Genomic DNA, 21,979 nt, shown 5'->3' on the forward strand with positions numbered 1-21,979 from the left:
TCAACTGAAGGTTCAGACTTGTCGATGCAGTCGGCGCGCGACCTCGCTGACGGTGCCCGACATGGACGGGTAGACGCTGAACGCGTCCGCGACGTGGTCGACCGTGAGGGACGCCGAGACCGCGACCGAGACGGTGTGGATCAGCTCGCTGGCACGCGGTCCGACCACCACTCCCCCGATCAGGGTGCCGATCCCCTGACGCGCGTACAGCTTGACGAAGCCGTCGTGGACGCCTTGCATCTTGGCCCGCGGGTTGGCCGTGATCGGCAGCATCGCCGTGTCGACGAGCAGGCCCTGCTCCTCGATCTGGCGTTGTCCGACGCCCACGGCAGCGATCTCCGGCGACGTGAAGATGTTGCTCGAGACCTTGCGCAGGTCCAGCGGGTGGACGGCGTCGCCGAGCAGGTGGGCCATGGCGATGCGACCCTGCTGGGCAGCGACGGACGCCAGCATGAAGACGCCGGTGCAGTCGCCCGCGGCGTAGACGCCGGGGATGTTCGTCCGCGAGACCTTGTCGACCGAGATGAAGCCACCGTCGTCGGTGTCGATCCCGACCTCCTCGAGGCCGAGGTCGGCGGTGTTGGGGATCGAGCCCAGCGCGAGCAGGCAGTGCGAGCCGGTGACGGTGCGGCCGTCGGTGAGCGTGACGACGACCCGGTCACCCTCGCGGCGCGTGGAGGCCATGCGGGACTTCCCCAGGACCTTCATGCCGCGGCGGGTGAAGACGTCCTCGATCAGGGTGGCCGCGTCGGGGTCCTCGCCCGGGAGCACCCGGTCGCGGCTCGACACCAGCGTGACCTCGGCGCCCAGGCCGTTGTAGGCGCTGGCGAACTCGGCGCCGGTGACGCCCGAGCCGACGACGATCATGTGCTCGGGCAGCTCGCGCAGGCCGTAGACCTGCTCCCACGTGAGGATGCGCTCGCCGTCGGGCTGGGCGTCGGCGCTGACACGCGGGTGGGCGCCGGTCGCGATGAGGATGCCGTCGGCGGCCAGTCGGATCTCGCCGTCGGGCGTCGAGGCGACGACCTCGCGCGCGTCGCTGATGCGGGCGGTGCCGCGCAGGATCGTGACCCCGGTGGAGGCGACGCGCTCGGCGATGTCGTCCGACTGCGCCTGCGCCAGGCCCAGCACACGGTCGTTGACCGAGGCGAGGTCGGCGCGCGGTGCGCGCGGCACCTCGACGCCCAGCTCGGCCGAGCGGCTGACCTCATGCAGGAGGTCGGACGTGGCGATCAACGTCTTGCTGGGAACGCAGTCGGTCAGGACGGTCGAGCCGCCCATCCCGTCGCGCTCGACGAGCGTGACCTCGGCGCCCAACCGCCGCGCGACCAACGCCGCTTCGTATCCGCCGGGTCCGCCACCGATGATCACGACATGAGCCATGCCTCGATTGTCCCGCACTCGACGACGGAGTCCCGCGGGGAGGGTCTCAGCGCGCGTAGCGCGGCAGCTGGGTGGAGAGCTCCTCGAACAGGGCACCGTTCAGGCCGAAGACGACCTTGACCTCCTCGACGACGCGCTGCTGGTCGCGCTCGGTGAGCGGCAGGGCGTCCAGCGAGGCGCGGTAGGCGTCCTTGTACGGCTTGGGCTTGGGCACGGAGTCGAACTGGTAGAACGCGATGCCCTGGCCCTCGGGGAGGTCGAAGGTGCGCGCCAGGATGCGGCCGATGGCCTGTCCGCCGGACAGGTCGCCCAGGTAGCGCGTGTAGTGGTGCGCGACGAACAGCACGGGATCGGCGGCGGACGCCTCGACCCGGGCGACGTAGCGGTCGACCGCCGCGCTCTGCACCGACGGCACGGCGCCGCCGGACCAGTACGCGAGGTCCTGGTCGATCGCGGCGAGGCGGTTGATGGAGGGATCGATCACGGCGCCGGCGATGGGGTCGTCGACCAGACCCGCGGCCACCGACTCGAGGGCGGCATAGATCGGACGGAGCATCGCGAGGTACTCGGTGTAGCCGGTCTCGTTGACCTGGCCGTCGAGCAGGCACGACATGAAGCTGGAGCCCTCGGCGTCCTTGTGCTCGGCCTGGGAGCCTTCGCGCATCAGCACGGACAGCCCGGTTTCGGTCGGCAGCACGGTCATGATCGCCCTCTCTGGTGGATGTGGCTCAATGATATGACACGTTGTCAGATCAAGATGACACTGTGTCTGAAAGACCACGATGTGGGACGACGATCAGGTGCCCGTCCGGGGTGTCGGTCAGGACGTGCACGGCGATGCCGTAGACCTCCTCGACACGCTCGGGCGTCAGAACCTCGGAGGGCGTGCCCACGCTGATCATCCGGCCACCGGCGAGCATCGCGATGCGGTCGGCCCGCGCCGCCGCCAGCGACAGGTCGTGCAGCACGACGATCACGGCGCGGCCCGCGGCAGCGAGGTCGCGGGCGACGACCATGACCTCCTCCTGGTGGCGCAGGTCCAGCGCGGCCGTCGGCTCGTCCAACAGGACGACGTCGGTCTGCTGGGCCAGCACGCGCGCCAGCGAGGCGCGAGCCTTCTCACCACCCGAGAGGGCCGTGAACGGGCGATCGAGCAGATGGGCGATGTCGGTGCGGTCGATGGCCTCGGCGATCGCCGCGTCGTCCTCCTGCGCCGAGGTGCGGCCGACCCACGGGGAGCGGCCCATCTCGACGACCTCGCGCACCGTGAACGGGAACGACACCTGGTTGGCCTGGAGCAGCACCCCGCGCGTGCGGGCCAGATCGGCGGCGGACCAGTGCGCGAGCGGACGACCCAGGAGCCGGACCTCGCCACTCTCGACCGGAACGTCGCCGGTCAGGGTGCCGAGCAGCGTGGACTTCCCGGCGCCGTTGGGGCCGACGAGAGCCAGCACCTCGCCGTGGTGGATGTCCAGGTCGACGCCGTGCACGATCTCGCGGCCGCCCAGGCGGCACGTGACACCGCGAACCTCGTAGGCGGCGGTCATGCCCACCCTCCGGCCTTCGCGCGCGTCGTGCGCACGAGGTAGAAGAAGAAGGGTCCGCCGATGAGCGACGTCAACAGACCGATCGGCAGGTCCGAGCCCGTGACGAGCGTGCGGGCCAGCAGATCGGCCCACACCAGCAGGGCGGCGCCGCCGAGCATGCTCGCCACCAGCAGCGTGCGGTGCGACGGACCCAGCAGCATCCGCACCAGGTGCGGCACCACGAGGCCGACGAACGAGATGATGCCGGCGAAGGCGACGGCGACGCCGGTGAGCAGGGCGACCAGCAGGATCGAGCCGACGCGCAGGCGCTCGACCCTCAGCCCGAGGTGCGCCGCCGTGCGCTCGCCCAGCGAGAGCAGGTCGTACCGGCGCGCCAGCAGGCAGCCGACCAGACACGTGGGCAGGCCGACGAGACCGACGATCAGCACCTCGCTCCAGCGCGAGCCGTTCATCGAGCCGAGCTGCCAGAACACGATCTGCTCGCGCGACCCGGTGTCGGCCGCGAACATGACCAGGGCGAGGCCGGCACCCGCGAACGCGTTGACGGCGATGCCGGTCAGCAGGAGAGTGACGACCTCCGTGCGGCCCCCGACCCGGGCGGTCGCGTAGACCAGGACGGTCGCCGCGAAACCGCCGATGAAGGCCATGATCGCGACGCCCCACCCACCGAACGCCGTGAGGCCGAACGCGATCGCGATGGCCGCACCGAGGGCGGCACCGGCGGAGACGCCGACGACTCCGGGCTCGGCCAGCGGATTGCCGAAGATCGCCTGCATCACGGCACCGGCGACCGCCAGCGTGGCACCGACCAGGATGCTCATGGCGACGCGCGGGAAGCGAATCTGCAGGAGCGTCTGCTCGATGATCGCGTCGTCGGGGCGCCACGAGGTGTCGATGCCGATGCCGTGCAGCAGAGCGCCCATGACGTCACGCGTACTGACGGGGAGCTGCCCCACGGACGCCGACACGAACGTGCCGCCCACCAGCAGAACGGCGAAGCCGACGATCACCAGGGTGCGGCGGCCCGCGCTCACCACGTCCGGATCACTTCTGGGCCTCCGGGACGTAGATCGCGCGGCCGAGCGCCTCGACGACACCAGCGGTCCGCGGACCGAACGCCAGGATGTCGCCGTCGGCCATGTCGACGAAGCGCTTGGTCTGGCCGGCGGGCGTCAGCGCGATCGCCGGCTTCTCCTCGAGCAGGCCGTCGACGCCGCCGGAGGACTCCAGTCCGTGCGTCATCAGCAAGATGAGGTCAGGCTTGGCCTTGATGATGGCCTCGTCGGTGAGCGGCTGCATCCCCTTCCAGCCCAGCTCCTTGGCCACGTCGACGCCGCCGAGCGACGCCACGAGGTCGCCCACGCCGGAGTCCTCGGCGAACAGGTAGTAGACGCCGGAGTTGCCACGCAGGTAGAGGAAGACCATCCGCAGTCGGTCGGACTTCTTCTCGGGGACGAACCGCTCGACCTCGGCGCGGGCGACATCGATGTCGGCCTGCAGGCGCTCGGCCAGCGCCGCGCCCGTCTTCGGCAGGCCCACGACCTCGCCGACGTCGCGGGCGAGCCGGGCCGCTCCATCGAAGCTGGACTCCTTCTCGACGAAGACCACGGGCACGCCGGTGTCGGCCAGCTGCTCGACGACGTCGCGCGGGCCCATCGAGCCGTCGGTGATGATGACGGTCGGCTTCTGCGCCAGGACGGCCTCGGCGTTGACGGCGTGGCCCTCGGAGGTGATGAGGGGCAGGTCCTCGGCGCCGGGGAAGTCGGTCGAGCGGTCGCGCGCGACGAGGTTGTCCCCCAGGCCGAGGCCGAAGAGGGTGGACGCGATCGAGCCCGACATGTCGAACGCGACGATGCGCGAGGTATCGGTGACCTTGACCTTCACGTCGCCGGACCGCACGTGCGAGACCACCGTGGCGGGCAGGGCTGCGGTCTCCCCCACGTCGACCGGCTCGACCTCGCGCTCGGCCAGCATCGCCGTACTGGGACCGGTGATCTCCTTCGGCGCCTGCGTCGCCTCGAGCTCGGACAGGGGCGGCAGGTCGACGCCCTGGCCGGGGTTACTGCCGTCGGCGACACCGCCACATGCGGCGAGGGACGCGGTCAGGACGATCGACGCCAGCACGCCGAGGAGGCGCCTCATGCCTTGACCTCCCGGCGGCGCATGATCAGGACGGTCGCGCCGATGGCGGCCAGCGCACCGAGCAGCGCGCCACCCACCCACGGGACCCACTGCGGCAGCGAGGTGCCCGACGCGGTGTCGAACTCGTCGGGCTCGAGGACCACGGCCTGCTGCTCCTCGTCGCTCGCCGGCGCCGCGGCCGCCCCGCAGTCCTTCGACACGGTGTAGGTCAGGGTCACGGGGTCCAGCGCCGTGCCGGCCTCGTAGTTCGGGAACGCGGCGCTGCCGGCACTGGTCAAGGTGGCCGGGACGTCGCTGATGGTCACGCGGCCGCCCTGCCGGCTGTGCTCGCCCGCGGCGAGGTCGAGGTCGGCGAACGGCACGCCCGTGAGGGTGCGGCTGTCGTCCTCGCCGGCCATCGCGGCGTCCATGGTGCCGCCGGAGTAGTCGACCGTGAGCACCGCGGCCTTCTCGTCGGCGAACCGGACGACCGGGTTCTCGATCACCGTGTCCAGCGCGCCGTCGTGGCCGGTGAACTCGATGGCGCCGCCGAAGCCGAGCTCGCCCGCGCGAGTCTTCTCGTCCAGCACACCGGCGCCCTTCGACCAGGTGAACTCGGGCGTCTCGTACCGGGCGCCGTCGCGCGTGGTCCAGTCGCCGTTGGCGATGGAGCCCGAGACGTAGGCGCGGAAGGACTCCTTGAAGCCCCAGTCGAGGCGACCGTCGGTCAGCCTGCAACCGACGATCTCCTCCGCCGCGGCGACGTCGATCACGACACCGCGATCGACCGAGCCCTGGAACGTCAGCGTGTGTTTCCCGGGCTCGACGGTGGCGGGGATCGTGCCGGTCCAGGTCGCCCGGCCCGTGGCGTCGGCGGTGACGTTCTCGGCCAGGACGACGGGCGTCGAGTAGAGCACGACGCGGATGCCCGTCTCGTTCGCGAGGAAGCCGGTGCCCGAGGCGGTGATCTTGTCGCCGGCCCGGATCTCGTCCTGCTCGACGGTGAGTCCCGCGGTGGCCGGCGGGGTCGGCGGCGCGGTCCACTTCTGCGCGGAGGTGGACGCGGCGACGACACCTCCCCCTCGGCGCGCGACGGCGGTGGAGCCCACGGAGAAGGTCACCGGGTCGACCAGCGAGCCGGCCACGTAGAACGCGCGGTTCTGGTACGAGAAGACGCGTGCTCCCTCGGCGGTGAGACGGGCCGGCACGCCGGCGTACTGGACCCATCCCGACTCCGTACTGCGGGCCCCGGCGCGCAGGTCGAGGGTGGCGATGTCGATCCGGCCCCGCCCGGTGACCGACGCGCTCAGGACGGCCGAGGACGGCGAGTTGACCCGGACGGAAGGCTGCGAGACGGCGAAGTCGAGCGTGCCGTGGTGACCACGGAACGCCACGGAACCGCGGTAGTTCGTGGTGCCGGTGGCATCAGGCGCCTGCGCCGAGGTCGAGGACTGGCCGAAGCGGTACCCGCCGCTCACCGCCGTGGCGCCGCCGGACACCGAGACGGCGCCGCGGGCGATCGGGCCGGTGATGTAGGACCGGAAGCTCGACTTCACGCCCCACGTCAACTCGCCGGAGCGACCGGCCCGCTTCGTGGCGCCGGCGGACCGGCCGGCCTTGTCCCGACCGGGCTTGGCGGCAGGCTTGGCCGGCGTCGTCTTCGGCGGCGCGGTGGCGCCCTTCACCGTGAGGGTGCCGTTGAGGGGCGCGAGCGCCGTGCCCGCGGTGTACATGGGCGACCCGGTGTAGTCGAACATCGTCTCGCCGGCCTTGGTCAGCGTGACCGGGGCGCCCGTGATCGTGACGGTGTCCCCTGCGACCTTGACCTTCTTGCCCAGGTCGACCGTGGCGAAGACCAACCCCGGGAGGACGTTGTCCTCGCTGTCGCGGACGTCGGCCCGCAGGTGCGAGCGCTTGGCGTCGACGACCAACCGCAGGTTCTCGACCGTGAAGTCCATGACGCCGTGGTGGCCCGTGACGTGGATGCCGCCTCGGGTGCGGACGTCGACCTGCGTGGAGTCCCAGGTCCCCGTGGCCCGCCGGAAGGTGGTCTGGGCGCCGTCGTCGGTGGCGGGCGCGATCACTCGGGTGGTGGCCTCGACGAACGACATCTTCAGGTAGGAGCGGAAGGACTCCTTCAGGCCCCAGCTCAGCGTGCCGCCGGTGACCTTCGCCAGACCAGCGTCGGCGGGCGGCGCGGTAGTCTCGCCCGGCTCCGCCGGGTCGGTCGGGGCCTCCGGGTCGGCCTTCGTCTCCAGGGTGAGCTTCGCCGAGACCGCGTCCAGCGCGGTGCCCGCCTCATACAGCGGCTCGCCGTCGCGCGAGAAGAGCTTCTCGCCTCCGGCGGTGAGCGTGGCCGGAGCATTGGAGACCGTGACGGTCGGGCCCTCGTGAGTCAGGTTCCCCTCGAGGACGACGTCGGCGATGGCCAGGCCGGCGTGCGTCGTGCCGTCGCTGTCCTTGGCGTCGACGCGCAACTGGGCCGCACTGCCCGTCCCGACCAGTCGCGGCTTCGAGATCGTGATGTCGAGCGCGCCGTCGTGACCGCGGAAGCGCACCGAGCCCTGCGTGCCGACGTCGACACCCACATCGGCCCACGTGCCCGAGGCCGCGGGGAAGACGAACGCATTCCCGTCCTTCTGCGCGGGCGGTGCCACCTCGACGGCGCCGTCGGCGACCGGACTCGTGACGTAGTCGCGGAACGAGGACTTCACACCCCACGTGATCGTGCCGGTGGTGACCTTCGTGCCGGCCTCGACCGCCTGGGCGCTCGTCGCCGGAAGCGCGAGCACACACAGCACCGTGGCCAACAGCACAGCTGCCGTCGATCGCGCCCGCTGCACTGAGAAGGTCGGTGTCGGCACTCATCCACTCCCGTCGGGTTCGGTGGGGGACCCCACTGAGGTGACCCTTACCCCCGGAGTCTAAGGTATGCCTTACCTATAGCGGTCGGCGGGTGCCGACCCGTTCCGAAAGGACCCGAATGTCTTCCCAGACACTGATTCGCGGGCGTCGCCTGCTGACGGGCACGACCGTCGCAGCGCTGACCGCCGGCGTGCTCGCGTTCAGCCCCACCGCCCACGCCGCGGAGGCGCCGCAGGAGATCGTCAGCGGCAGCATCAGCTGGGGCCTGAAGTCCTCGTTCCGCACCTACCTCGCCAGCCCCATCGCGAAGGGCAAGGTCACCGTCGCCCAGCCCGCCACCGATGACGGCTCCCGCACCACCTTCGCGTACGCGTCGGGCTCCTGGGCCTCCGACTCCGCCTCCGTCGGCGCGCAGGGGTCGGTCACGTTCACCGGCCACGAGGGCGCTCTGGACCTGACGATCTCGGACCCGCGCATCGTCGTCACCGGTTCGTCGGCCCAGCTCGTCGTGGACGCCGTCGACAGTGACGGAGAGACTCACGACGACGTCGCCTTCGCGAACGTCAGCCTGAGCGGCAAGGTCGCGCAGACCGCCGCGGGCACCGAGATCACCAACGCACCGGCGGTCATCACGGCTGACGGCTCGGACCTGCTCTCGTACAACGGTGGGGCCTTCTACCCGGCCGGCACCGCCCTCGATCCGATCAGCGCGTCCCTGCGCACCCGGACCGCTCCGGCCGTGTCCGTCTCGAAGGTGACGTTCGCACCCGACGAGTCCGCCACCGTCACGGTGAAGGGCTCCGGCTACTACCCCCAGGACGTCCTGGCGACCCGGCTGCCGCTGGCCGGGGGCTCCTCCGGCGTCTACGTCGGCTTCGGCAAGTACGAGCCGAACTGGCGCCCGACGGCCAACGCGGCCTCCAGCGCCCGCAAGAACGCGGACGTCCGGTGGGCCGTGCTCGCCGGCGACATCGACAAGATCGGCGGAGCGGCCGACGGTGGCATCGAGCTGCGGCCCGACGGCACCTTCACCGCCGAGCTGAAGATCTCCAAGGCCGACGCCGACGCGATCGAGGGCCTCACCGCGGCTCACACCCGGTACGGCGTCTACACCTACCCCGGCGGCGGCGCGAAGTTCGCCGCGTGGGAGACGGCCACGCCGGTCGGATTCGTGTCCGCTCCGGTCGCGTCGAACGTCTCGACGAAGTACGCCAAGGGCGCGACGGTCACCGTCACGACGAAGGTCCCCGGCACCGTGACCGTGGCCGGCCTCGGCACGCGCACCACGACCGCCGCCGGCCAGACCGTCCGCTTCGCGGTCCCCCGCACCACGACCGCCGGCACGAAGCGCTACACGGTCATCTTCACCCCGGCGGACACGAGCATCGCGCGTGCCTCCACGACCGTCACGGTGAAGATCGCCAAGGTCGCCGCGTACAAGGCCAAGGTCAAGGTCGGCAAGAAGCCCACCTCGAAGAAGAAGGGCAAGGCCGTCGTCCGCGTCCGCGCCGTGGCCGGCGGCGCCGCCACGACCGGCAAGGTCCGCGTCAAGCTCACCAAGGGCAAGAAGAGCAAGTACGTGACCGCGAACCTGGTCAAGGGCAAGCGCACCGTCACCCTGCCGAAGCTGGCCAAGGGCAAGTGGACGATCCGCGCCGCCTACTTCGGCAACGCCAACTACACGAAGCGTGGCTACGTGAAGGTGGGAACCGTCAAGGTCACCAAGTGACCCGCTGACTGAGTCAGCCGCGATCGGCCGACACTGCCGCGAGGACGAACCTCGTGGTGGTGTCGGCCGACGCATGTCTGGCCGACAGCGTCGCGTGCAGCAGCGAGACGATCGCGTCGACGTCGTCCACGACGAACTCCCCCTGGGCCGCACCGTCGATGAGGATCTGGCGCAGCACCTGCTCGACCGCGACGACGTGCTCGCGCATCGCCATGACCGACTCCGGCGACAGCATCGCGCGCAACTCGGGACCGAGCCCGATGTGGAAGTCCTTCGACGTGTCGACGTGGTGCCGCACGTAGGTCTCGAGCCGGGCGGTCGGCGTCGTCTGGCTGGCGAGCGACTCGTTCAGCTGGTCGAGGTAACGGCCGGTCTCCTCCGTGGCGAAGGCCACGACGACCGCTTCCTTGTCCTTGAAGTGGTTGTACAGCGACGAGCGGCCGACCTGCGCGTGCGTGGCCAGGTCCGCCATCGTGATCGCGTCGAACGGTCGGTCCTGCAACAGCTCCACCAAGGCGTCGAAGACCCGTCGGCGCATGGCGACGCGATGCTCCTCCAGCGACTCCCCGATGATCTTCGGCACGCTCGTAGGCTACCCGCGCGGCTCGCGACCGCCGCGCTGGACGCGTGGCGTCCTCCGCCCGCCGGTGATCGCTAGGCTGACCCGGTGAACCCCTACGACCTCGCCCGCGAAGCCGCCGACGTCCTGCGTGACCGCACCGGAGGCGGTGACCACGACGTCGCCCTGGTGATGGGGTCGGGCTGGTTGCCCGCCGCCGACGCCCTCGGTGAGCCGGAGTTCGAGATTCCCACCGAGGAGCTGCCCGGGTTCAGCAAGCCCGCGGTCGCCGGTCACGGTGGCACGATCCGCTCGGTCCGCGTGGGCGACCTGCGCGCGCTGGTCTTCCTGGGCCGCACCCACTTCTACGAGGGCAAGGGCGTCGCGTCCGTCGTCCACGGCGTCCGCACGGCCGCGGCCGCCGGCGTCCGCACGATGGTGCTGACGAACGGCTGCGGCGGCCTCAACCCGGCGTGGACGCCCGGAACGCCGGTGCTCATCCGCGACCACATCAACCTGACCGCCACGTCGCCCATCGTCGGTGCGAACTTCGTCGACCTCACCGACCTGTACGCCCAGCGCCTGCGCGACCTGGTGCGCGAGGTCGAGCCGGGCATCGACGAGGGCGTCTACGTGCAGTTCCCCGGCCCGCACTACGAGACCCCCGCCGAGGTCAAGATGGCGGGCATCCTCGGGGGCGACCTGGTCGGCATGTCCACGACGCTCGAGGCCATCGCGGCCCGCGAGGCCGGGATGGAGGTCCTGGGCATCTCGCTGGTCACCAACCTGGCCGCCGGGATCTCGGACGCTCCGCTGAACCACGAAGAGGTCCTCGAAGCCGGCAAGTCCGCCGCCACGCGCATGGGGGCGCTGCTCGCGGACCTGCTCCCCCGCGTCTGAGGGCTACGGCGTCTCGCGCCCTGTCGGCGGCGCGACGTCGGCCGGCGCCGCGCCCCGATACCGTGGACGGATGGACCCGATCGACGCTGCCCGCGACTGGATCTCGCAAGATCCCGACCCGCAGACCCGTGACGAGCTGACCGCCCTGATCGACTCGGGCGACACCACGGAGATCGCCGTGCGCTTCGCCGGCCGCCTGCAGTTCGGCACCGCCGGCCTGCGTGGCGAGCTGGGCGCCGGGCCGATGCGGATGAACCGCGTCACGGTCGCCCGCGCTGCCGCCGGTCTGGCCCAGCACCTGCTCGACACCGCGCCCGAGCCCAGCGTCGTGATCGGGTACGACGCCCGGACGAACTCCGACGTGTTCGCGCGCGACACCGCCGAGATCATGCAGGCGATGGGCGTCCGGGCACTGCTGCTGCCCGAATACCTGCCCACGCCGGTGCTGGCGTTCGCGATCGGGCACCTCGGCGCCTCGGCGGGCGTCATGGTCACCGCCTCGCACAACCCGCCGCGCGACAACGGCTACAAGGTGTACCTCGCCGACACGAGCCAGATCGTGCCGCCGATCGATGGCCAGATCGCCGCCTGCATCGACGCCGTCGGCCGGGTCGACGAGCTGCCACGCGACCCGGGCTACACGGTGCTGGGGACCGACGTCGCGGAGGCGTACCTCGACGCCGTCGCGGCGCTCGTCCCCGACGGGCCGCGCGAGCTCGTGGTCGCCTACACGCCGATGCACGGCGTCGGTGGACGTCTGATGACCGCGGTGGCCGAGCGCGCCGGATTCGCCGTCCCCCACGTCGTCGAGGCCCAGGCTCACCCCGACCCCTCCTTCCCGACCGTGGCCTTCCCGAACCCCGAGGAGCCCGGCGCGATGGACCTCGCGCTCGAACTGGCAGCCTCGGTCGACGCCGATGTCATCATCGCCAACGACCCGGACGCCGATCGTTGCGCCGTCGGGGTGCGCACCGAGGGCGGGCACCGGATGCTCACCGGTGACCAGGTGGGCGCCCTGCTGGCCGAGTCGCTGCTCAGCCGAGGTGTCGAGGGCACGTACGCGTGCTCGATCGTGTCGTCCGACCTGCTGGGGCGCCAGGCCGCCGCACACCACCAGCCCTGGCAGCAGACGCTGACCGGGTTCAAGTGGATCGGCAAGGTCGAGGGACTCGTCTTCGGCTACGAGGAGGCGCTGGGCTACTGCGTCGCCCCGCACATCGCCCGGGACAAGGACGGCATGTCTGCCGCCGTGCTGATCATGGCGCTGGCGGCCTCGCTCAAGGCCGAGGGTCGCACGCTCATCGATCTGCTGGACGACATCTACCGCCGCCACGGCTGGCACGCCACCGGCCAGCTGGCGGTCCGGGTCGACGACCTGGCGCTCATCGCCACGGCGATGCAGCGGCTGCGCACCGATCCCCCGGCCACGCTGGCGGGCGTCGCCGTCACGTCCCTGGACGATCTCGAGCAGGGATACCAGGGCCTGCCGCCCACCGACGGCATCCGGCTGGGACTGCAGGGGGGCAGCCGCATCATCTGCCGTCCGTCCGGCACCGAGCCCAAGCTCAAGTGCTACGTCGAGGCCGTGACCGCCGTCGGCGACAGCCTCGACACGGCGCGCGAGGCAGCCGCTGCCACGGTCGACGCGATCATCGCCGACCTGTCGGCCTACCTGGGTCTGGCCTGACCCGGGACCTGCTGAGTGGAGGGCCGCCGCCGAGGCGTCGGAGTCATGCGGCAGAGGAGCCGAGGGAGTGCGACTATGCCACGCTCACAACGAGGGAGTCCCCGGCGGCGGCGTCCGTGACGTGGGCGAGTCGAACCCACGATGGTCCGGCGGCGGGCAGCATCGCATTCGCGCATGATCGCTCACGCATGGTCGCCCCCTCCCGTACGGACCGTTGGTGCCGGACATGCTCACCACTCCCATCCAGCCTCAGTCGACCCGGGGGGTCTGTCAATTCGAGGAGCCGCCTTTCCGGACGGTCTCGCCCGGACGCCGCGCGCCCGACGTACTACGGTGACGGCCAGGAACACGGACCACGAGGAAAGGAGCGCTGTGTCAGGACACGGCGAGGTACTCGCACTCTTCCGTCGGCACGGACCGCTGACGCGGGCGCAGGTCGTCGAGCTGTCCGGACTCTCCCGCGCGACGGCCACGCACCGGCTCGACGCGCTCGTCCAGGCCGGGCTCATCCGGACTGAGGCTGCCGACCGAAGCACGGGCGGGCGCCCCGCCAGCGTGTTCGACCTGGCCGAGAACCGCGGCAGCCTGCTGGTGGCCGACATCGGCAGCAGTCACGCGCGGTACGGCCTGGCCGACCTGTCTGGCCGCGTCCTGACCGCACTCGACGACGACATCGTCATCGACGACGGGCCCGACGCCGTCCTGTCGCGCGTGATCGCCGCCTTCGACCGCCTGGCGACCGACGACGTGCCGCCCGTCCTGGGTGTGGCCATCGGCGTCCCCGGCCCCGTCGACCATCGCACCGGCCGCCTGGTCAGCCCACCGACCATGAGCGGCTGGGACGGGTACGACGTCGCCGCCCGCATCGGCCAGCACGTCAGCGCACCGGTCGTGGTCGACAAGGACGCGAATCTGGTCGCCCTGGGCGTGCACCGCGCGCTGCGCTCCGATTCCGTCCCCGGCGCCGACGACCTGCTGGTCGTCAAGGTCGGCATGGGCATCGGCGCGGGCATCATCTCGCGCGGCAGCGTCCTGCACGGGGCGCGTGGCGGCGCCGGCGACCTCGGGCACATCCCTCACGACGACGGACCGAAGTGCCGGTGCGACCAGCGCGGGTGCGCCGAGGCCTCCGCCGGCGCATGGGCGATCGCCGCGCACCTGCGCGACCTCGGACACCCCGTCCACACCTCCGCCGACGTCGTCGCCCTGGCCAAGAACGGCGACCGCGATGCGATCTCCAGCCTGCGGGCGGCGGGTCGGCGCATCGGCGACGCCGTCGTCGAGGCGGTCGGTGTGCTGAACCCCGCGATGGTCGTCGTGGGTGGCGACCTCGCCGAAGCCGGCGACCTGCTGGTCGACGGCGTGCGCGAGCGTGTCTTCGAGCGGTCCCACCCGCTGGCCACCACCGACCTGTCGGTGATCGCCTCCCCGCTGGGCGCGGATGCAGGTCTGCTGGGGGCCGCGCAGATGGCCGCGGACGCCGCCCTCTCCCCCGACCGAGTCGACGCCATCGTCGGCTGCTGACCGGCACCGCAGGCCCTTTTGCGAAGAGTTAGACAAAAGGGACCACTCCGCCCTACGGTGGACGCGTGGTTCCTTCTGACTTCCCCTCCCCCGCGTCCGCCGACCGCTGGTCCGACCCGCTCGACTTCGAGGCCGTCCGCCACGCCCGCGTCCTGCCGCTGGACGTCGTCCAGGCCAAGGGCAACGGCCACGCCGGCACCGCCGTCAGCCTCACGCCCGCGCTCTACGTCCTCTTCCAGGAGTACCTGCGCCACGACCCGGCCCGGCCCGACTGGGAGGGCCGTGACCGGTTCGTCCTGTCCGCGGGACACACCAGCCTCTCGCTGTACCTGCAGCACTACCTGAGCGGCTACGGCCTCGAGCTGGACGACCTCAAGAAGGCGCGCGCGCTCGGCAGCCTCACGCCCGGACACCCCGAGTGGGGCCACACCCCCGGCGTCGAGACGACGACCGGTCCGCTCGGACAGGGCGTCGGCAACGCCGTGGGCCTGGCGATGTCCGCTCGCCGCACGCATGCGCTGCTCCAGCCGGACACCGACCCCGAGGAGGGCCTGTTCCGGTTCCGCACCTGGTGCGTCGCCGGCGACGGCTGCCTCTCCGAGGGAGTCTCGCAAGAGGCCTCGTCCCTGGCCGGCACACTGGGCCTGGACGGCCTCATCCTGATCTGGGACGACAACCGCATCTCGATCGAGGGCGACACCGCGATCGCGTTCACCGAGGACGTCGTCGGTCGTTACCGGGCGTACGGCTGGGAGATCGTCGAGATCGACGACGCCGAGGACCCCGCCGCGATCCGCGCCGGCTACGACGCCGCGATGGCCGTCACCGGCCGCCCCGTGTTCGTCCGCCTGCGCACGCGCATCGGCCACCCGATGCCGACCGTCGGCGGCACCGCCGGCGCCCACTCCGGAGCCCCGGGCGAGGACGAGGTCGCCGCCACGAAGGTCGCGCTGGGCCTCGATCCCGCCGAGTACTTCGCGATGCCCCAGGACGCCCTCGACCACGCCCGCCGGGTCCGTGAGCGCGGCGCGCAGGCGCGTGAGCAGTGGCAGCAGCGGTACGACGCCTGGCGCGCGGCCGACCCCGAGCACGCCCTGCTGCACGACCTCATGCGCGAGCGCGACGTCACGCCGCAGGCGCGCGAGAAGCTGGCCGCCCTGCGGGCCGAGCCGCAGGCCAAGGCCACCCGCGTCGCCAGCGGCGCCGTCCTCAACGCGATCGCCGAGGAGCTGCCCTGGCTCTGGGGCGGCTCGGCCGACCTGGCCGAGACCAACAACGTCGCGATCGCCGGGGCCCGCAGCTTCACCCCGACCGCGTACGCGGGCGACGAGTGGCCCGGCGGCCCCGACGGCACGCTGGTCCACTTCGGCATCCGCGAGCACGCGATGGGAGCGATCCTCAACGGCATCGCGCTCGGCGGCTACTCGCACCCGTTCGGTGCGACGTTCTTCGTCTTCTCGGACTACATGCGCCCGTCGGTGCGGCTCGCCGCGCTCATGGGCCTGCCGGTCACCTACGTCTGGACGCACGACTCGGTCGCCGTCGGCGAGGACGGCCCAACCCACCAGCCGGTCGAGCACCTGTGGGCGCACCGCGCGATCCCGGGGCTGGACGTCGTCCGTCCCGCCGACTGGGTCGAGACGGTCGACGCGTGGACGCGGGCGCTGACCAGCGAGCGCCCGACCGCCCTCGTCCTCAGCCGTCAGGGTGTCCCCGTCGTGGGCGACGCCGTCCCCGCCGATGCGGGTGCCCGTCGCGGCGCCTACGTCCTGGCCGACACCGACGGCACGCCGGACGCGATCGTCATCGCGACCGGCTCCGAGGTCGGGCTGGCGATGCAGGCCCGCGAGGCGCTCGCCACCGAGGGCGTCGCCGTGCGCGTCGTCTCGGCACCGTGCCTGGAGTGGTTCGAGGAGCAGGACCTCGCCTACCGCGAGTCGGTCCTGCCGCGCTCGATCACGGCTCGCGTCAGTGTCGAGGCCGGCACCGCCACCGGCTGGTACCGCTACGTCGGGACGAACGGTGAGATAGTGAGCGTCGAGGACTTCGGTGCCAGCGGTGCCGGTGAGCTGGTGCTCGCGGAGCGCGGCATCACCCTCGACGCGGTCGTCGGTGCCGTGCACCGCACGCTCGCCGCCGTCCGCGAGGACCACAAGGAGGAGACCGCCCGATGAGCAAGACCCTGATCGCCGGCCTGGACCGCCTGCCCGGTGTGGACCAGGTCGGACTCGAGGCCCGCGCGGCCCAGCTGGCCAGCCGCTCGATCAAGACCACGTCGAAGCAGTGGGCGATCGACCTGGCGATCTCGATGGTCGACCTGACGACCCTCGAGGGCGCCGACTCCCCCGGCAAGGTGCGCGCGCTGGCCACCAAGGCGCTGCGTCCCGATCCCACCGACCCGACGTGCCCCCGGGCCGCCGCGGTGTGCGTGTACGGCGACATGGCCGGGTACGTCCGCGAGGTCGTCGGTGACCAGGTGCACGTCGCCGCGGTCGCCACGGCGTTCCCGTCGGGTCGCGCCTCGCTGGAGGTCAAGCTGGCCGACACCGCCGCCGCCGTCGCGAACGGCGCGGACGAGATCGACATGGTCATCGACCGCGGCGCGTTCCTGTCCGGCGACCTGGCCACCGTCCACGACCAGATCGTGGCGGTCAAGGAGGCCTGCGGCAGTGCCCACCTCAAGGTGATCCTCGAGACCGGCGAGCTGCAGACGTACGACAACGTCCGTCGCGCCTCGTGGCTGGCGATGGACGCCGGCGCCGACTTCATCAAGACCAGCACCGGCAAGATCCAGCCCGCCGCCACGCTGCCCGTGACGCTGCTGATGCTCGAGGCCGTGCGCGACTACCGGATCGCCACCGGACGCCAGGTGGGCGTCAAGCCCGCCGGCGGCATCCGCACCACGAAGGACGCCATCAAGTACCTCGTCGTGGTCAACGAGATCGCCGGCGAGGACTGGCTCGACCCGGACTGGTTCCGCTTCGGGGCGTCGTCGCTGCTCAACGACCTGCTCATGCAACGCCAGAAGATGCTCACCGGCCGGTACTCCGGCCCCGACTACGTGACCCTGGACTGATCCCATGCCCAAGTTCGAATACGCACCCGCGCCGGAGTCGCGCTCGATCGTCGACCTCGCCGCCAGCTACGGCCTGTTCATCGACGGCGAGTTCACCGACGGCGGTGGCACGTCCTTCAAGACCGTGAACCCCGCGACCGAGGAGGTCCTGGCCGAGGTGGCCGAGGCCGACGAGGCCGACGTCGACCGCGCCGTCCGTGCCGCTCGCACCGCCTACGAGAAGGTCTGGGGCCCCATGCCCGGCCGCGAGCGGGCCAAGTACCTGTTCCGGATCGCGCGCATCCTGGCCGAGCGCAGCCGTGAGTTCGCGGTCCTCGAGACGCTCGACAACGGCAAGCCGATCAGGGAGTCGCGCGACGTCGACGTGCCGCTCGTCTCGCAGTGGTTCTTCTACCACGCAGGCTGGGCCGACAAGCTCGATCACGCGGGCCTGGGCCCGAACCCGCGTCCCCTGGGCGTCGCCGCGCAGGTCATCCCGTGGAACTTCCCGCTGTTGATGCTGGCGTGGAAGGTCGCGCCCGCCCTGGCCGCCGGCAACACGGTCGTGCTGAAGCCGGCCGAGACCACCCCGCTGACGGCCCTGCTGTTCGCGGACGTGTGCCGCCAGGCCGAGCTGCCGGCCGGTGTCGTCAACATCGTCACGGGCGCCGGCGAGACCGGCCGCCTGCTGGTGTCGCACCCCGACGTGAACAAGGTGGCCTTCACCGGCTCCACCCCGGTCGGTCGCGAGATCGCCCGCACGGTCGCCGGTACGGACAAGCGCCTCACCCTCGAGCTCGGCGGCAAGGCCGCGAACATCGTGTTCGAGGACGCACCCATGGACCAGGCCATCGAGGGCATCGTCCGCGGCATCTTCTTCAACCAGGGCCACGTGTGCTGCGCGGGCTCGCGCCTGCTGGTGCAGGAGAGCGTCGCCGAGGAGGTGCTCGAGCGTCTGAAGGCCCGCATGGCCACGCTGCGCCTGGGCGATCCGCTCGACAAGAACACCGACGTCGGCGCGATCAACTCGGCCGAGCAGCTGGGCCGCATCCGCGACCTGGCCGCCGCCGGCGACGACGAGGGCGCCACCCGCTGGAGCGCTCCGTGCGAGCTGCCCGAGCGTGGCTTCTGGTACGCCCCGACGATCTTCACGGGCGTCACGCAGGCCCACCGCATCGCCCGCGAGGAGATCTTCGGCCCCGTGCTGTCGGTGCTGACCTTCCGCACCCCGGCCGAGGCCGTCGAGAAGGCCAACAACACCCCGTTCGGCCTCTCCGCGGGTGTCTGGACCGAGAAGGGCTCGCGGATCCTCGCGATCGCCGACCAGCTGCGCGCCGGTGTGGTCTGGGCCAACACGTTCAACCAGTTCGACCCCGCCTCGCCGTTCGGCGGGTACAAGGAGTCCGGCTACGGACGCGAGGGCGGCCGGCACGGGCTGGCCTCCTACCTGGAGGGAAGCAAGTGAGCGACCGACTCGACGTCCGCAAGACCTACAAGCTGTTCATCGGCGGGGCGTTCCCCCGCTCGGAGTCCGGCCGCACCTACGAGGTGACCTCCTCGGACGGCCGCTTCCTGGCCAACGCCTCGAAGGCCTCGCGCAAGGACGGCCGCGACGCGGTCTCGGCCGCCCGCAAGGCGTTCGGCGGCTGGTCGAAGCGCACCCCGTACAACCGGGGCCAGATCCTCTACCGCGTCGCCGAGGTCCTCGAGGGCCGGCGCGACCAGCTGGTCGCCGAGGTGCGGGCCGCCGAGGGTGTCTCGGAGAAGCAGGCGCACACGATCGTCGACACCGCCGTCGACACGTGGGTCTGGTACGCCGGCTGGGCCGACAAGCTCTCGCAGGTGACGGGCAACGCCAACCAGGTCAACGGCCCGTTCTTCAACCTCACCTCGCCCGAGCCCACCGGGGTCGTGGTGATCGCGGCACCGCAGCAGTCCTCACTGCTCGGCCTGGCCGAGGTGCTGGCCCCCGTGCTGCTCTCGGGCAACACCGCCGTGGTCATCTCGTCGTTCGAGCGCCCGTTGCCGGCCATCACCCTGTCGGAGATCCTCTCGACGTCCGACGTCCCCGGTGGTGTCGTCAACATCCTGACCGGCGACATCGCCGAGATCGGCCCGTGGCTGGCCGCACACCTGGACGTCAACGCGCTCGACCTGACCGGTGTCGACGACGCCGAGGTGGCGCGCGACCTCGAGGCCGAGGCGGCGATCAACCTCAAGCGCGTCCTGCGCCCCGGCACGCCGACCGAGCAGTCGCTGGCACGGATCACGCCGTTCCTCGAGCACAAGACCGTCTGGCACCCGATCGGCGTCTGACCACCCGTCTGACCAGCCCGTTCGCCTCGATACGCTGGAGTCCATGCCGCACGTCGTGATCCTGGCCGGTCCCTCCGGTTCGGGGAAGTCCCACCTGTCCGAGCGGCTCGGGTGGACGGTGCTGCGGCTGGACGACTTCTACCATCCCGCCGACCACCCCGAGCTGCCGCTGAGCACGCTCGGCATCGCCGACTGGGACCACCCCGGCTCGTGGGACCGCGCGGCGGCCATGCGGGCCATCAACGAGCTGTGCACCGTGGGCCGCACGCAGGTGCCGGTCTACGACATCTCGGTCAGTCGCGCCACGGGCACGCGCGAGGTCGTCCTGACCGGTGACCGGTTCATCGCCGAGGGCCTGTTCGCGACCGAGATCATCGACGACTGCCGCGAGGCGGGCGTGCTCGACGCGGCCATCTGCCTGACCCGGCCACGCCCGCTCGTGTTCGCCCTGCGATTGGCGCGCGACCTGCGCGAGTCGCGCAAGCCACCGGTAACCCTGGTCCGCCGAGGCTGGCGGCTCATGAAGGACCAGCCCCGCGTGATCGCCGAGGCTGTCGCTGCGGGCTGCGTGCCGATGCACCCCCGGCAGGCGTACCGCGCCCTCACCTCCCGCTAAGCCAGATTTGCTCCCAAACTCACCTTTCAGAGGGTCTGAAAGGTGGAAATGGGAGCAAATCTCGGGGCTGGGGGGATCCGGTCAGTCGACCTGGGCGGCGAACCCCGGCTTGATGACGTCGTTGATGAGCGTGAGGCGCTCGTCGAAGGGAAGGAAGGCGCTCTTCATCGCGTTGACCGTGAACCAGCGCAGGTCGCCCAGGCTGTAGCCGAACGCGTCGGTGAGCAAGCTCATCTCGCGGCCGATCGACGTGCCGCTCATGAGCCGGTTGTCGGAGTTGATCGTGACCCGGAAGCCCAGCTCGGCCAGCGGGCCGATCGGATGATCGGCGATCGAGGTCATCCCCGGGACGGCGCTGGTCTGGAGGTTCGACGAGGGGCACATCTCCAGCGGGATGCGCCGGTCGCGGATGTAGGAGGCCAGGCGACCCAGCCGGGGCGTGCCCGTGAAGTCGATGTCGTCGACGATCCGCACCCCGTGGCCGAGCCGGTCGGCGCCGCAGCGCTGCACCGCCTGCCAGATCGACGGCAGCCCGAAGGCCTCGCCGGCGTGGATGGTGAAGTGCATGTTCTCGCGGCGCAGGTACTCGAACGCCTCGAGGTGCAGGATCGGCGGGAAGCCGTCCTCGGCCCCGGCGATGTCGAAGCCGAAGACGCCCCGGTCGCGGTACTCGACGGCGACCTTGGCGATCTCGAGGCCGCGCGTGGCGTGCCGCATCGCCGTGAGCAGCTGACCGACGACCATCGTGCGGCCCTGGGCCTGGACCTGGGCGATGCCGTCGTCGATGCCGGACTGGACGGCCTCGACGGTCTCCTCGATCGAGAGACCGGCACCCTGGTGCTGCTCGGGTGCCCAGCGCAGCTCGGCGTAGACGACACCGTCGGCTGCCAGGTCGAGCACGGCCTCACGGGCGACGCGGGCGAGGTCCTCGGGCCGCTGCATGACGGCGGTGGTGTGCTGGAACGTCTCGAGGTAGCGCTCGAGCGAGCCGGACGACGACGCCTCCTCGAACCACGCACCGAGCCGCTCCGGCGCGGCGGGCAGCTCATGCCCGATCTCGAGGGCGATCTCGGCGACGGTCTCGGGGCGGACGCCCCCGTCGAGGTGCTCGTGCAGGGCGACCTTGGGGACTGCGGCGATCTGCTCCGTCGTGGCCCTCACGTCAGGCGTCCATCAACAGGGTGACGGTCTCGGCGATGCAGGCGGGCTTCGCGCCGCCCTCGATCTCGACGGTGTGCTGCAAGGTCACCTGCTGTCCTTTCTCGATGTTCTGGACTTCCAACACCTCGACGCGCAGGCGCACCTTGGAGTTCACCAGGACGGGCGCCATGAACCGCACGCGGTTGAGGCCGTAGTTGACGCGGGCACGGTCGCCGGCGAAGGCGAAGACGGAGGCGCCGAGGAACGGCAGCAGCGACAAGGTGAGGTAACCGTGCGCGATGGTGGCGCCGAAGGGCCCCTCGGCCGCGCGCTCCGGGTCGACGTGGATCCACTGGCGGTCGCCGGTCGCGTCGGCGAACATGTCGATGCGGTCCTGGTGGATCTCGGTCCACGGGCTGACGCCCAGCTCGGTCCCGGCCGCAGCGGCGATCTCGTCTCTGTCGTTCAGGATGCGCATGGCACCGAACCTATCGTGTCGACCTTCCCGTCCCCGCCCCCGCGACGCGGAGCGGTTCG

Annotated in this window: 18 protein-coding genes; 9 read left to right on the forward strand and 9 right to left on the reverse strand. The window is 71.4% G+C overall.

The window, feature by feature from the left end; all coding sequences use genetic code 11:
* Positions 1-12: 12 nt before the first annotated feature.
* Genes H9L21_RS12590 through H9L21_RS12615 form a run of 6 tightly spaced genes read right to left on the reverse strand, consistent with a single transcriptional unit; the run spans position 13 to position 7,843 of the window.
* Positions 13-1,383 carry an NAD(P)H-quinone dehydrogenase gene (locus H9L21_RS12590; RefSeq protein WP_154596608.1) on the reverse strand — a complete coding sequence of 457 codons (1,371 nt, stop codon included), beginning with the start codon at positions 1,381-1,383 and terminating at the stop codon, positions 13-15.
* A 46-nt stretch (positions 1,384-1,429) separates the two neighbouring features.
* On the reverse strand, positions 1,430-2,086 hold the full coding sequence (locus tag H9L21_RS12595; protein ID WP_154596607.1) for a biliverdin-producing heme oxygenase: 657 nt from the start codon (positions 2,084-2,086) through the stop codon (positions 1,430-1,432).
* Between the two features lie 49 nt (positions 2,087-2,135).
* Positions 2,136-2,930: a heme ABC transporter ATP-binding protein gene (locus H9L21_RS12600; protein WP_154596606.1), complete on the reverse strand. Its 795-nt coding sequence runs from the start codon at positions 2,928-2,930 to the stop codon at positions 2,136-2,138.
* On the reverse strand, positions 2,927-3,967 hold the full coding sequence (locus H9L21_RS12605) for a FecCD family ABC transporter permease (protein ID WP_255467051.1): 1,041 nt from the start codon (positions 3,965-3,967) through the stop codon (positions 2,927-2,929). Before H9L21_RS12605 ends, H9L21_RS12600 begins: the two co-directional genes overlap by 4 nt.
* A 7-nt stretch (positions 3,968-3,974) precedes the next feature.
* A complete protein-coding gene (locus H9L21_RS12610) occupies positions 3,975-5,072 on the reverse strand; it encodes a heme/hemin ABC transporter substrate-binding protein (RefSeq protein ID WP_154596604.1) in 1,098 nt (365 codons plus the stop codon).
* A complete protein-coding gene (locus tag H9L21_RS12615) occupies positions 5,069-7,843 on the reverse strand; it encodes an HtaA domain-containing protein (RefSeq protein WP_187411529.1) in 2,775 nt (924 codons plus the stop codon). Before H9L21_RS12615 ends, H9L21_RS12610 begins: the two co-directional genes overlap by 4 nt.
* 191 nt (positions 7,844-8,034) lie before the next feature.
* On the opposite strand from H9L21_RS12615, the gene H9L21_RS12620 reads away from it, so the two are divergent.
* On the forward strand, positions 8,035-9,645 hold the full coding sequence (locus H9L21_RS12620) for an HtaA domain-containing protein (RefSeq protein WP_154596602.1): 1,611 nt from the start codon (positions 8,035-8,037) through the stop codon (positions 9,643-9,645).
* Positions 9,646-9,658: 13 nt separating this feature from the next.
* Here the strand turns inward: H9L21_RS12620 and H9L21_RS12625 are convergent, their stop codons facing one another.
* The gene (locus tag H9L21_RS12625; protein ID WP_187411530.1) at positions 9,659-10,228 is read right to left on the reverse strand and encodes a TetR/AcrR family transcriptional regulator; all 570 of its coding nucleotides are present in this window, start codon (positions 10,226-10,228) and stop codon (positions 9,659-9,661) included.
* Between the two features lie 84 nt (positions 10,229-10,312).
* Between H9L21_RS12625 and H9L21_RS12630 the strand changes: the two genes are divergently transcribed.
* From H9L21_RS12630 to H9L21_RS12665, 8 genes are all read left to right on the forward strand, one after another.
* Positions 10,313-11,104 carry a purine-nucleoside phosphorylase gene (locus H9L21_RS12630; RefSeq protein ID WP_187411531.1) on the forward strand — a complete coding sequence of 264 codons (792 nt, stop codon included), beginning with the start codon at positions 10,313-10,315 and terminating at the stop codon, positions 11,102-11,104.
* A 70-nt stretch (positions 11,105-11,174) separates the two neighbouring features.
* Positions 11,175-12,791, forward strand: coding sequence for a phospho-sugar mutase (locus H9L21_RS12635; protein ID WP_154596601.1), 1,617 nt, complete (start codon positions 11,175-11,177; stop codon positions 12,789-12,791).
* Positions 12,792-13,163: 372 nt separating this feature from the next.
* Positions 13,164-14,315, forward strand: a complete 1,152-nt coding sequence (locus tag H9L21_RS12640; RefSeq protein ID WP_187411532.1) for an ROK family transcriptional regulator — start codon at positions 13,164-13,166, stop codon at positions 14,313-14,315.
* Positions 14,316-14,380: 65 nt separating this feature from the next.
* Positions 14,381-16,489 carry a transketolase gene (tkt, locus tag H9L21_RS12645; RefSeq protein ID WP_187411533.1) on the forward strand — a complete coding sequence of 703 codons (2,109 nt, stop codon included), beginning with the start codon at positions 14,381-14,383 and terminating at the stop codon, positions 16,487-16,489.
* Positions 16,486-17,391 carry a deoxyribose-phosphate aldolase gene (deoC, locus tag H9L21_RS12650; protein ID WP_154596599.1) on the forward strand — a complete coding sequence of 302 codons (906 nt, stop codon included), beginning with the start codon at positions 16,486-16,488 and terminating at the stop codon, positions 17,389-17,391. The genes tkt and deoC overlap by 4 nt, the downstream gene beginning before the upstream one ends.
* A 4-nt stretch (positions 17,392-17,395) precedes the next feature.
* Positions 17,396-18,835, forward strand: coding sequence for an aldehyde dehydrogenase family protein (locus tag H9L21_RS12655; RefSeq protein ID WP_154596598.1), 1,440 nt, complete (start codon positions 17,396-17,398; stop codon positions 18,833-18,835).
* Positions 18,832-19,686, forward strand: a complete 855-nt coding sequence (locus H9L21_RS12660) for an aldehyde dehydrogenase family protein (RefSeq protein ID WP_187411534.1) — start codon at positions 18,832-18,834, stop codon at positions 19,684-19,686. Before H9L21_RS12655 ends, H9L21_RS12660 begins: the two co-directional genes overlap by 4 nt.
* A 43-nt stretch (positions 19,687-19,729) precedes the next feature.
* A complete protein-coding gene (locus tag H9L21_RS12665) occupies positions 19,730-20,302 on the forward strand; it encodes a uridine kinase family protein (protein ID WP_154596597.1) in 573 nt (190 codons plus the stop codon).
* An 81-nt stretch (positions 20,303-20,383) separates the two neighbouring features.
* On the opposite strand, the gene H9L21_RS12670 is transcribed toward H9L21_RS12665, so the two are convergent.
* Positions 20,384-21,463, reverse strand: a complete 1,080-nt coding sequence (locus H9L21_RS12670) for an adenosine deaminase (RefSeq protein ID WP_187411535.1) — start codon at positions 21,461-21,463, stop codon at positions 20,384-20,386.
* Position 21,464: 1 nt separating this feature from the next.
* Positions 21,465-21,920, reverse strand: a complete 456-nt coding sequence (locus H9L21_RS12675; RefSeq protein ID WP_154596596.1) for a MaoC family dehydratase — start codon at positions 21,918-21,920, stop codon at positions 21,465-21,467.
* Between the last annotated feature and the right edge of the window lie 59 nt (positions 21,921-21,979).

The sequence above is a fragment of the Aeromicrobium senzhongii genome (genome assembly GCF_014334735.1).
Lineage (GTDB): Bacteria > Actinomycetota > Actinomycetes > Propionibacteriales > Nocardioidaceae > Aeromicrobium > Aeromicrobium senzhongii.